This window comes from Cellulophaga baltica (assembly GCF_900102165.1).
Lineage (GTDB): Bacteria > Bacteroidota > Bacteroidia > Flavobacteriales > Flavobacteriaceae > Cellulophaga > Cellulophaga baltica.
Map to the genome: position 1 here is coordinate 227,086 of NZ_FNBD01000006.1, position 12,842 is coordinate 239,927.

Sequence of the window (12,842 nt, forward strand, 5' to 3'; positions counted from 1 at the left end):
AATTAACTATCACTACTTAAGAATTTACTTTAGCTGATGAAACGGTAAAGATTCCAAAATCATCAATGAGCATGGTTTCTTTATAGATGCCATTATACGCCATCAATCGATCTAATTCTTTCTGAGATCTTCTTCTCATCACCCAATTTTTCTTTTGATGACTATTTAACACATAGGCTATCATTTTTAATTGCGGATGCCACGGCTGACCCGTATAGACCACATGCGCATTCTTTTCAGCTACAGATTGTATTCCTGCTAGCGCTTTACTAGCCATTTCATTATCACCAAAGAGTTCTAATATCCCGGATACGATAATAATAGTTGGCTCAAAATTAATTTTCGTATACGTCTCTGGATCAAAACAATCAAAATTGGTAAATCGTACGTTCTTATATCCTTTAGAATCAATAACTTTCTGTCCTATCTCAATATTCTCTTTTACAAATTCATTGATTACAATTTCTGCCTTAGGGTATGTATCTTTAATATCAAACAGGTAATTTCCAGTACCCCCAGCAATGTCTAAAATTTTAATGCTGCGGCCTGCTTTTACTAAGTGCTCTATATTCTTTTCTAAAAGTTGTAGCAAGTGCTGCTTTCGTATTCTAATACCTCGCCAACCTATTGCTTCAAGGTAATTTTTATCCATCATGGTACCAAAACCTAATTTTCCTTTAGGTTTATTATGATAGACATAATCTAGAGATGCCCCAGAATCAAAACCATGTTCTAAGCCAATAGCCATCCCGTCACTAATTTTTCCTATTTTACTTAAAGACCATTTTTGAAACTTGAAATTTAAGTTATTACCTTCTTTATTTTGTAGACTCCTATGTTCTACCATTGAAAATTGATCCGGCTCAAGGCCAAGCTTTTTCTGGGGTTGCTTGAAACTCTGAACTGCAAAAGATTTCATCTTATCATAGACCAATTCTTTTTCGGTTTCAAACAAAATACCATGAAAAAAGTCTGGCAATACTTCAAGTTGCTTTAAATTTGTGTCTAACTTATCGAAAAATATTTTTTGATCCTTATTAAATACCACCTTGTCTTTCTCTGCAGACAAAATAAGCGTTGGGGTATCTATAGCCGCTGCATCTTCTACCAAGCGGTTGCCAGCATCTGCTAAGTCTATCAATAATTTGGCATCAATAGATCGTGTAATCAAAGAATCTGTATCATAGGCATTTTGCTGCGCTACGTCGTGTGTTAACATGGTAGATTTTACATAGCTTTTAATAATCAAATCCTTTTTCAACTTAGTACCCAAAGTAATCATCTCATTAGCTAAAGGTACAATGAGGTTGATTCTAAAAGCAGGAGCAAGCAGTGCCATACCGGCAATATTTGGCGCGTAATCATGAACCCATGCAGAAGCAATGACACCACCAATGCTATTTGCTATTACAAACATATCTGTACTAGGAATAGTGTATGCGGATTTTAAATAGAGCGCAAAAGCATCTAAATCTCTCACATAGTCCATAAAAACAGAAGATGTTTCTGTCTTCGTATGACCATGACCCCGAAGATCAAAAGCAAAAATATTATACTCTGAAAATTGAGAAGAAGTAGCAATATCATTTAAACGCTCAGAATGTTCATGTCCACGATGAATGATGATAACACTCTTCTGAGATGGTTTGAAATTCCATTTGCGATAAAAAATTTCGCTTCCATCAAAACTATTAAAATGTCCGTTACTCATATATTGATTGACTTTAAAAAATCCTGTACATAGCTATGTATTACAGCATTTTTGTGGGTGGTTTTTATTTTTATTAGTGCTTCGTCTAAAGGTAAAGATAGAATATTTTTTACAACAAGAATCCCAATCAATGTACTTCTGCTAAGCCCCATAGTACAATGAATTAAAATTTTTCCGTCTTTAGGTAATTCCTTGTAATGTGATGTTATTTCTAAGACGATTCTTTTAATTTCGATAGTATCGAATGCTCCGATATCCAATAAGGGAACAGCATGATACACACTATTACCCTTAATTGCATTATTTTCTTCCAATTCTGCCGAAAAATCATATACTAAAGTGTTTTGATTGCCTTTAAAATCTTGAAATTCTGATTGATCAAGCCTCGACGAAACATACAGCTTTGGAATAAGTTCTATAGGCTTTTTATTTTTCCTTAAAAATTTCCAAAACAACCAGTACAGTCCGATGTATGGGAAATACACTATTTTTTTATACCACGGAATAGTACCCTGCTTATTTTTTAAAAAGTATATGCTATTTTTTTGATAATGATACCCCACTAAAAATAGTACCAATGCGGGCCATAATAAAATGAGTCCGCTTGCATGATAAAATTCAAAAACCACCAGACTTAACAGAATCACCAGCCAGCCGCCTAAAAAATAACAGTTGGCGAGGTAAAAGTTTCGTAATTTGAAATTGTTTTTCTCCGCAGGAAAAACGATAAAGCTCAATTGCCCTAATATGGCTCCAGTAACTACATCTAGTAAATGATGCTGATACGTGGTCAACGTAGCGAGACCCAATAACACCAACCATACGGCCGAGACTTGACGCCAGGGAGCTGTAAAGTTTCTAAAGACCGACCAAAATATAAAAGCAAAAGCAATATGCAATGATGGAGCTTCATTGAAAGGAGAATCTACTTTTTTAATAAATTGAAAGAAAAAATTAAATAAAACACTACTCGTTTCTGGTTTTATGAATGAAAATTTCAAAGGAAATAATAGAAAAAATAACCCAGCAGCAACACTCACAAATACGACCCGTTTTGTCAAAGTCTGTAGTTCTTGCCTTGTTTCACAAAGAAAAAAGACAATGACAAAAAATATTCCGCTAGTCATATATGGTATTACTGTCCAAGGAATAAAGGGAATGTACTGCTCAAAACTAAAAATAAATGAAGGCACGTAATCTAGCGTAGACGCATACCAAGCATTCACATTATAGAACAGACTAAATACCGTAGCACACAGCGCCACTAGCTTTATTCTTGTCCCTATTGTTACTCTTGCTTCATCCATTTGGCTTTTTTATACATAATAAGATTAAGAATAGGAGCAGGGAGTAGCGATAAAAATGTCATCATCCATTTCATTTTTAAAGGAAAAATAACTAGCTTTTTTTTAGCATCAATAGCTTCGACAATTTTTTTTGTAGCCACATCAAGCGGTACTAAAAAAGGTTTTTTACTCAAGTCGTTGTTGTTTAATGCTCTTAATTTTAAGGTATCCACATACCCCGGAGCAATAGTAGTTACTGAAATGCCGAAAGGTTTTAAGGCTCTATGATAAGCATCTGAAAATTGGAGTATAGCACGTTTAGTTTTCGTATACAGACTAGAGTTCTTATAATCTAAAATACCTGATACAGATGCAATTACCACAATATGACCACTTTTTTGATGTAGCATAGCCGTTCTTGCAACTTCAAAGCAATTGGTAGCTCCTAAAATATTGGTTTTAAGCATTTGCGCAGCTTCTTCATAAGAAATATTTCCTGCAACATCTTCTGCGTAGCTACCTGTGCAATTTATGAAGAGATCTAGATTTTCCTGCTCATTTAAAAAGCTTTGTACGGCCAACGTAAGTGAAGAAATCTCACAAACATCTGCCTGATACGCAAGTAAATTGGAAGGTTTATTTCCTGAAATTTTATGTAAATCTCTACCACAAACCCCAACATGATAGCCCTTAGCGCAATAATGTAGTGCTAATGAATATCCAATTCCAGAGGTTCCGCCGGCAATAAAAACATTCATATGTAAAAGGCTATTTTCATGAGTTTATAAATGTAAGTTTTTCAAAGCAATTAATAGAATTACTTTTCTGATTGCATGGCCTTCATGGTTTGCTGATATCCGTACTCCCATTGTTTATCCATATCATCTTTAAAGTCTTGATACGATTTAGGGTATTCAAAGCAAATCTCAAGGTTTTTCCAATCTATACTTTTCTTGATGTAATGCCCTTTTAAATCTTTCTTGATATGAATGGTATCAATCTGAAAATTAGCGCCCTGATTTTCAATTTCTTGTAAACGTTGGTTGCCACTATACCCTAAAACTGCACGTACCAGCGCTTCTTCAACCAGACTATAAGACTGTTTTTTTTCTATAGTTACTGTTTTGGCTAGATGTTTAGCCAATTCAATAGGAATTAAATCAATAGCGCCTCCGGCAAAGTAGGTATCTTCTAAGTATACAGGAGCCACATAGTACATATCAGAAACAGAAATCCGTGCACTAACTAACATGGAGAGATTTGTTTTAATTTTTACTGATGCTGATACGGCACTATTTTTATAATTTTCGGAAGTAATGGTAATTGCACTTAGGTCTATTTTACTAGCCGTTTCTTTATCTGTAAATACCAATTTTTGATACAATTTTTTACCGCCTCTTTTTTGTCCTATAAGCTTAGGATCAAAAAGTATTTGAGAGCCTTTCAAGAGTGTAGGTATTTCTGAAGAAAACATTGTTGCTGTCAATGAAGGAAAATCTCTGGAAAAATCTTGAGATACGTCTGCAAGATATTTATGGAATACATCTTCCATAAGAGGTGCATTCTTTTTAGACCATACTTTTTGGAGTGAAAGAAGCCCTATCCTCGACAACTTCTTCTCTTTTGTTAGCCGGTCTTTTGTTACAAATTGATAATATTCTTCTGATTTCAAATATGCTCTGCGTGAAATAGTATCTGGAAAAGTTGTTATCACTGCTGCTGCAAAAGCACCTCCGCAAGTTGCAATAAGAACATCTGGTTTCATTTGCAACTCTTCTAATGCCGCATACATTCCAAGATAAATCATTAACCGTGTACCTCCGCCAGAAAGAATAAAAGCATTATTGAATTTACGTTCCATAGCTTAGCTTTTTATAAATAGCGGCAGTATCCAAAAGAAAATAGGCGCATTAAAAATAAGACTATCCATTCTATCCATGAGTCCGCCATGCCCAGGCAGTAACGTTCCAGTGTCTTTCACATTTGTTTTTCGCTTTAGTAGAGACATAAAAACATCTCCAAAAAAACCTGCAACCCCCAAAACTATACCCAAAATTACCTGAATCAGAATAGTGAATGGTAAAAGAAAATACCCTAAGATAATACTAAGTACTATGGTGAGACCTACACCTCCTATAACACCCTCCCATGTTTTATTCGGACTAATTTTAGGCATCACCTTATGATTTCCAAAAAGCTTACCCATAAAATACTGAAAGACATCATTTAATTCTGTAAGAACTACTAAATAAACAAGTGCTTTTATGCCAAAAGCACTCTCTCTTACATATAATAAATGTGGAAAAACCAGAAGACTCAAACTTAGTCCAATTACAACACCAACACCTTGCTTTACGGTAACTTTTAGCATTAGAAAATATACCAGAAATGTAATCAAGAATACAGCAGCATACAGGGAATAAGGTTCAAAATTCAAAAAATATAACAATGAAAATTGTACAATTCCTAGGCTCAAAGCAGTAATAAAAAGATTTCTTTTAACTTGAAACATCCTTAAAAATTCATATAAAGCTTGGCACCCTATCCAAGAGATAAAAAGTTTCATGGCTATAGAACTAGAAATAGAGATGGCAAATATCAAAATAATATAGCCCCATGTTTTTACCCTTAGCGGAACGTCAGAAAATTTATTTTCAGAATTATTTATTTCAAGCTCCATGTAATGCTTTCTTAAGACGCGTAAAAGTACTAAGTACGAGCAATAAAATAATTATTCCAAAAATGTACTTAGAATAAGTCGCAAGGTTTACGCCAAAAAATAAGAGTAGACCATAAATACTTAAAAGTAAAGCACGATCGCTTTTACCCATAGGTCCATCATTTCTCCGTTCTTCTCCAACCACCTTTCCTAAGACTCCAGCAAATTCATTAATGATACTGAATAAAATAAACGCAATGATGCTATATAAGCTCTCTGGCTGAAACTTCATCAAGGGAAAGAAAATAATAAAGTCGGAAACTAAATCCCCCATTTCATTTAAAACTTCACCGAGAGTACTGGTTTGATGAAACTTTCGAGCCATCATACCATCTAAGGCATTTAACGCCATTCGTAGCAATAGTCCAATTGGCAAGCTTAAGAAAAACCAGTGCATCCTATCTGCGTTCCAGAACAATATTCCGATAATAAGAGATAGTAAAATCGAAGCTATCGTAATTTGATTTGCGGTTACATTACATTTGTGCAAAAAAATTAAAACAGGATTTAGTAGTTGTTGAAATTTGGGTTTTAATTTATAAATGGAAATCATGTAAGCTGCTTTTTTTCTACATTATATTCCAAATCTAAGTCTTTTTATTAGAAGTTACCCTATCTCCTTGGCTGCGCTAAAAAATACTAAAACTAGATATTTAGGATGCGGTAATTCTGTGATGAAATGCTATTATTTTTTAGCGAAAACTACGGACCGAAAAATGAAAAGTCCCAAAAATGACTCAGATAGATTGATTACCTTGCGGCGTTTTTAATACCCAACTAGAATGAATGCAAAAGACTTAGTAGCCTTACAAAGAGCCAATGAATCTTTGTTCGAAATAGATGCTAATTTAAACCGATTGGTTAAAAAAATTGAGTTATTAAGTTATTTGAACCCGTTAAATACCGAGAAGGAAAAACAACGTTTTTTTGCTTCAAAATATACAGAAAATCCTATTCTTAAATATCCGAAGATAAAGTTTCATCCCTATAAATTACACCGAATGTTGTTTTCACAACGCTTGGAACGTATTACAGATCAAAAAGTACAGAAGCTCTATCAAGATATCATCTATTACTATTCTAATATGGCCCAATGCATACAAACCATTGGTGAGCCTAAGAAATTTTATTATAATTCTTTAAGGCTCTATGGCTCGCCAACAGAGAAAGATGTGCAAAATGCGCAATTTATACTACATTACAGTAATGAAACGGAAAGAGCAGATATGGAGAAAATCTATTCCCCAGATGATGCTAAGGCTTATTTTGATGAATTTTCTAAGTTGTATGACTTTCCTTTGAACATAAAATTATCTACAGCTATTGCCGCAGATGCTATGGTAAGTAATAGCACCCAAACCTTGTTAATTAAAAAAAATACCAAGTTTAGCAAGAATCAATTATTAACATTGGCTAACCATGAAATTGGGGTGCATTTAGTAACCACCTACAACGGAATTGAGCAACCTTTGAAGATATTTTCCAACGGTTTTCCTCGTAATGTAGAAACCCAAGAGGGGCTTGCTGTCTTTAGTGAATACATGAGCGGAGCGCTAACATTAGAAAGACTTAAAACATTAGCTTATAGAGTTCTAGCAAGCGATAGTTTAATTAAAGGTTATAGCTTTTCTGATACTTTTGATTTGATACACGGTACGTATAAACTTAATAGAAATGATGCTTTTAGCATCACCATGAGAGTACACCGTGGTGGTGGTTTTACAAAAGACAGATTATACCTAAGTGGATTAAAAAAAATCTACAAACGCCACCAAAGAGGCGAAGAGATGGACACACTTTTAACTGGAAAAGTAACTATGGATTATGAAGCAGACATCGTAAATCTTCAAGATTTAGGATTAGCCAGCCCTATAACCCATAGAAATATTGCTTTTAAGGAAAATAAGAATGAGAACGCTACGCTCGATTCTATTCTTAATCACTTAAAATAGGTTGCATTAGCTTATAAACTTATACTACGCCCTTTTGGATGTTTTACTTGAAAAGAAAATTGGTGTTTGCTTTCTTGCTTTGAGGCTAAATTTAGCTCCCAAGTTAGCAAACCCTTTTCTTTATCATAAGTGGCATCATTAACTATAATATCTTCTATTTTAATTTCTTTATTGGCTGAAACAGGAATACGATCCATTAAAATTAGTTTTACGGCTTCCGCTTTATTATTTTTCACTTCTAAATTATAAGTTCGGTCTACAATTCTATTGCTTCCAGTAAAAGATTTACTCTTAAAATTTTTATCTTGTTTTCTAGTAACAGCAATAGAGGCATCAATACCTAATGAAACCGTCATTTCTTTGTTTACAGCATAAGGATCTATGGTAGTTTTCCCTGCATATCCGCCATTAAAATAAATATTGGCTTCACCAGGTAGCAGGTTTAATTTCTCCCAATCTTTGAATCTAGCCGTAAGAAAAACATTTTCATTAATTATGGGAGCAGCAAAAAACTCATAGACCGCATCAAGCTTAAACGTGTTAATTTCTATTGCCGTAATATCTCCATCACTTACTATCGTATATGGACTTTTAATTACAAATTTGGTACTGGTAACATCATCCTCGGAAAAACTCTTATTCGTGGTAATTACGACAACACCGTTTGCTGCCCTAGAGCCATAAATTGAAGTAGCAGAGGCATCTTTCAAAATTTCTATGTTTTGTATTTCGTTGGCATCCAAATCACCCTCTTCAAATCCTTCCATCGGAACACCATCAATAATATACAAAGGTTGCGAAGCTTCGGTTACACTTGAGGCTCCTCTAACACTAACTCCGGCCACTCGTCCTTTTAGAACTCTGCTCATATCACTATTTTGCGTTCCATACCCAACAACTATAACTTCATCTAAGGCTGAGGAGTCTTCTTGTAATCGAGCATTAATAATGGAAGAGTAAAAAGGTACTTCATCTTGTTGAAATCCTATATAGGAGAACACTAATTCTTGGCCTCCACTAATTTTTAATTTATACCTCCCATCAAAATCTGTTTGCGTACTAATAGAAGTTCCTTTGATAAGTACGGTACACCCCGGCAATGCTTGTCCTGAAGCATCTGTCACAATTCCTGTAACAGTTCTCACCGTTGGATTATAAGAATACTTGTGTTTCTTTGATGCTGTGTTGTAATTTTTACGCATTCCGAAATTCAGATAATCCGTTACTAACTCAGGTTTAATAGCATAATTATTAGGATTGCCTGTAGAGAGTGTTACGGCAACATTTTTCCAATCCGCGCCAGTATGTTGGTACACATGCGCTTTATAAGTTAACCCTATTGGGTCATTAATCTTATTAGATTTTAGATCATAATTGGGTATCCATCCCGCATCAGACACGTTGTATTTTAATTCTAAATTTAACTGCATAGAGATTGGAGTTTCAAATAATATACTTATTTCTCCCTTAGGTTCAGTAGGCGTCGAATTTAGCTCAAGATACTGTTTATTAATACGTTGCAATCCCTCACTTAAAACATTAATTTTAATTGTTGTTGTGTAAATTTCGTTTTTAATCGCAGTAATTCGCTCTCTATAATACGTACTTATTTGCTTTACTTTTTCTAAATCTATAGCTTGATGTTCTGAATTAAGCAGGCGGTTTCCATTAATTACCTTTTCCTCTTCCTCTAATCCTATTATGAGATTTTTAAGTAAACTTATTTCTAATTCTGTTGTTTTTATAGCTGTAGTTAATGCTTCAGATTCTTCATCTGAAACTTTAGAATCTAAATAATTAATATCATAAGCAATAGACAAAATAGAAACTCCTTGTAATCCTGAAATTTGAATACTACTTTCATCAATTTTAGGAGACAAACCATTAAAAATAAGCTCTGTAGTACCTTCTTTCAATTGAAAACTAGCGGTTCTTGAAACTTCTGCACTATTTAGAAATACGGTGACCGCTTTTATTTTAGAAGGAGTTTTATCTGCTCCTAATAAGAGAATTGGGAATAAAATAAGAAATAATAGTACCTGTTTCATGTTGTGTTGGTTTTAGATTTAAAGTAAACCTAACCAGAACCAAACATAATTTAAAGGAGCCTTGAGTATGCTTCTTTTAGAACTTAGTAAACACTGCTTTATATTGAGTAAAGTGTTATTCTATAAATTTAGCTTTTAATTCAGTAGTGGGTACCATACAAACATCTTGTTTACCGTACCATTTGTATCTGTTATTAGCCACATAGTCATAAATACTATCCCTAAATTTTTCTGGAATCCATTCAAAAATGGTCAATAAAGACCATAAACCTCCAAATGATTTACCGATCAATAATGCCGCTGTAGATTTGGTGTAATACGCAATTCCTGGTTCTATTAAAATTATAGAGTCTACTAGTGTAGTATCTATATGCCTTTCTTTGGCCAGCTTTTGTCCTATTTCACTTTGTAAGGATGCAAAACGGAATTCGTCTTTCTTATCGTATTTAATAATCGTATGTATTGAAGTGTTACACAAATTACAAACACCATCAAAAAGTACAATCTTATGAGAATTATTTCCTTGCATACGTAAATTGTATCAATCTAAATTTGACTCAAAGATAGGCTATGCAACGACATTATAGTAGTAAAAAATTATTTGGGTTTTTCCCAGATAGTGGTTTTGCGTAAAAAGCAGCAACAGCTTTCATTTTCTTACTATAGCTATCAAACCTGCATTTACAACGAATTTAAAAAGCTCCCTAAATCCATATCTTTGTCTAAATTTAGCTTCTTTTTTAATCGGTATTTAGACTTCAGGATACTATCTGGAAGCACATTAAATATTGCCGCTATTTCTTTTGTAGACAAATTCATCCTTAAAAAAGCCGCTAGCCTTATTTCCTTTTCCGTAATATCTGCATATATAGCTCTTAGTTTATCATCAAAATCATTATGCACATCCGCGAAGTAAGTTTTAAATAACTCCCAGTCCTTATCATCAGAATTCTGCTTTTTTAACAACAACAGAATTCTTCTAAACTGTAGTTTGAATTTATCGGGATTATCTTTCAGTTCCTTTAAGTCTTCAATTAAATCTTGGGTGAATGTATTTTTTTGTGCTAAATGTACCGTTAAGCTTGCCAATTCCTTTTGTTTATATTCAATCTCTTTTTTGTAAAGTTCATCTAATTTCCTTTGATTAGACTTGTTCTTTCTTAGACGTTGTCTGAAAATAAAAAATAGGAGTATAGACAATGACAAGCCAGAAAGCATGCCTCCTGCATAAAGACTCTTGGTTAAGGTATCTACTTTAGATTTGTGCTGTAAATTTTCAATTTCTTCTTTACTTAAAGCGAGTAATGTTTGTTTATTTTCAGTCTCATAGATTGTTTTCAATTCTTCTATTTGCTGCATTTTTGTATGGTTAAAAATGCTGTCTTTAAATATTTGGTGCGCTTTTAAATCGCGTAATGCCATTTGCGGACTTTTCAACATATCATAAGTAGTAGACCTTAATTTATATCCTTCCATTAAGTAATCTAAACGCATGGAGGGTGTAGATTTATCAATAGCTTCATCTAAGAAACATAACGCTTTTTCTAGATTGTTTAAATCTATATGTAACCGCCCTAATTCTAAAAGCACTGCAATATGGTTATAAGCAAGTCCTTCCTTTTCATGACAATGTAAACTCTCTTCTAAATAAGCCTCAGAAGCTTCCAAGTTCTTCATTTCTCTATAGGTTGAACCAATATTGGTATACACCATAGCTTCATTTGATCTGAGTCCAAAGTTCTTAGCAATTTCGAGGCTTTTAAAAAAATACTCTAAAGCCTTATCATAGTCCTGCAATGCCGCCCATGAGGTGCCAATTTGCAGGTACATGTTTGATTGCCAGATATTATCATCTACCGCAATATAAACTTCTAAAGCCTGATAATAATACGGTATAGATGCTTCGTAATTTTCTGTATTGTATTGTATCTCTCCTAATCTTGCTACAATATCTGCCTTCGTTAGCGGATCCGTATGTAGTGAGTCTATGTTATTCAATGCTTGCATGTACAATTGCTGAGATAATTTAAATTGCCCATTACTCAGGTACACACTAGCAATATTACCTAAGCAAACATTCACTAATTCTTTTTCATCATTGTTTTCAAATATAACTTTCGCCTCGTTAAGCATTTCTAAAGCTTCCTTTTTTTTAGCGTCTAAGCGTTTAATATCTGCCAATTCTAATAAGCTTTTTGCGTAAAAAACCTCTTCCTCTAGTTCTGTAGAAAGTTTCATGGCGGTTTCATGATACGACACAGCTGCATCTAATTGGTTTAATGCCCTATAACTAATGGCCGATTGATATACCGCCTTAAGTTGCTTTTTTTTATCCTCCAGCCTACGCGCTATCTCATAGGCTTGTAAGGAATATTTTAAGGAGGTTTCAGGGTTATTGTAGCGCAAAATTGCATACAATGTTTCAAGGGTTTCTACTTTACCTATAAGACTTTTTTCAGCTTTTAAAGCTTTTTTTAAACTATCTACTTTCCTCTCTATTTGCCCATAAGAAAAAGCAAAGCAAAAGGTAGCCAATACCATTATAAAAACTTTCATAACTAGAATTAAACTATTTATAGTTGGAATAATTTAAATAATAGGGGGAGTATATTTTTCATTCTGGAGTTCTAAGATAGCGGTTTTCTGCTTTATAATAACATAAAACCTCAGAAGGCTATAGGAACAAATGTCTATTCCTTATCCTCAAAATCACCTTAAAGTACGTAGTATAAAAATCGAATGACACCTCATTTTTACAGCTATTAAGAGCGTATTGTACCATATCCAAATAACTACCATTTTAAGACATATCGTATAGTAGTATCTTTTCGTTGTCCATACTTTGTCTATAGCATTTATTAGGCGTACGCCCTAATTGCGTCTAGTTTTAATTATGCTGGTCTTAAAATCGTCTGAAAGTAGTAAATGGAATCAAATTAAACTCTAATTCTATTTTTATGGGTCTTGTTAAATATCATATGCTGTAACAAAGAAGAGATCGGGTAGTGCTTTGTTATTGCTTTTGACCTCAAAACGTGTATCAGAAATAGCAGTGAAAGATTTCCGTTTTCTAAAACACTTATTTTCTAACTTTTTCTCTTTCTATCTTTAACTTGTTGTACTGGG

At 33.8% G+C, this 12,842-nt stretch carries 10 protein-coding genes; 1 reads left to right on the plus strand and 9 read right to left on the minus strand.

The window, feature by feature from the left end:
* Positions 1 to 16: 16 nt before the first annotated feature.
* The 6 genes from BLQ19_RS12145 to BLQ19_RS12170 are packed head-to-tail and all read right to left on the minus strand — an operon-like array spanning position 17 to position 6,269.
* Complete coding sequence (locus BLQ19_RS12145; protein ID WP_074538519.1) at positions 17 to 1,711, minus strand: bifunctional alpha/beta hydrolase/class I SAM-dependent methyltransferase; 1,695 nt, start codon at positions 1,709 to 1,711, stop codon at positions 17 to 19.
* Positions 1,708 to 3,018, minus strand: coding sequence for a phosphatase PAP2 family protein (locus BLQ19_RS12150; RefSeq protein ID WP_074538520.1), 1,311 nt, complete (start codon positions 3,016 to 3,018; stop codon positions 1,708 to 1,710). The genes BLQ19_RS12145 and BLQ19_RS12150 overlap by 4 nt, the downstream gene beginning before the upstream one ends.
* The gene (locus tag BLQ19_RS12155) at positions 3,000 to 3,755 is read right to left on the minus strand and encodes an SDR family NAD(P)-dependent oxidoreductase (protein WP_074538521.1); all 756 of its coding nucleotides are present in this window, start codon (positions 3,753 to 3,755) and stop codon (positions 3,000 to 3,002) included. Before BLQ19_RS12155 ends, BLQ19_RS12150 begins: the two co-directional genes overlap by 19 nt.
* Positions 3,756 to 3,814: 59 nt before the next feature.
* Positions 3,815 to 4,858, minus strand: coding sequence for a patatin-like phospholipase family protein (locus BLQ19_RS12160; RefSeq protein ID WP_074538522.1), 1,044 nt, complete (start codon positions 4,856 to 4,858; stop codon positions 3,815 to 3,817).
* 3 nt (positions 4,859 to 4,861) lie between these two features.
* Entirely contained in the window at positions 4,862 to 5,677 is an 816-nt protein-coding gene (locus tag BLQ19_RS12165) for a phosphatidate cytidylyltransferase (RefSeq protein WP_074538523.1), read from the minus strand.
* Positions 5,667 to 6,269 (minus strand): CDP-alcohol phosphatidyltransferase family protein, encoded by a 603-nt coding sequence (locus BLQ19_RS12170; protein ID WP_074538524.1) that lies wholly within the window; start codon positions 6,267 to 6,269, stop codon positions 5,667 to 5,669. The genes BLQ19_RS12165 and BLQ19_RS12170 overlap by 11 nt, the downstream gene beginning before the upstream one ends.
* Positions 6,270 to 6,498: 229 nt before the next feature.
* Here BLQ19_RS12170 and BLQ19_RS12175 point away from each other — a divergent pair, with 229 nt between their 5' ends.
* Positions 6,499 to 7,668 (plus strand): peptidase MATCAP family protein, encoded by a 1,170-nt coding sequence (locus tag BLQ19_RS12175; protein WP_074538525.1) that lies wholly within the window; start codon positions 6,499 to 6,501, stop codon positions 7,666 to 7,668.
* 11 nt (positions 7,669 to 7,679) lie between these two features.
* Here BLQ19_RS12175 and BLQ19_RS12180 read toward each other — a convergent pair whose 3' ends face one another.
* From BLQ19_RS12180 to BLQ19_RS12190, 3 genes are all read right to left on the minus strand, one after another.
* Complete coding sequence (locus BLQ19_RS12180) at positions 7,680 to 9,716, minus strand: mucoidy inhibitor MuiA family protein (protein ID WP_074538526.1); 2,037 nt, start codon at positions 9,714 to 9,716, stop codon at positions 7,680 to 7,682.
* Between the two features lie 115 nt (positions 9,717 to 9,831).
* Positions 9,832 to 10,245: a thiol-disulfide oxidoreductase DCC family protein gene (locus BLQ19_RS12185; RefSeq protein ID WP_074538527.1), complete on the minus strand. Its 414-nt coding sequence runs from the start codon at positions 10,243 to 10,245 to the stop codon at positions 9,832 to 9,834.
* A 152-nt stretch (positions 10,246 to 10,397) separates the two neighbouring features.
* A complete protein-coding gene (locus BLQ19_RS12190) occupies positions 10,398 to 12,272 on the minus strand; it encodes a tetratricopeptide repeat protein (RefSeq protein WP_074538528.1) in 1,875 nt (624 codons plus the stop codon).
* Between the last annotated feature and the right edge of the window lie 570 nt (positions 12,273 to 12,842).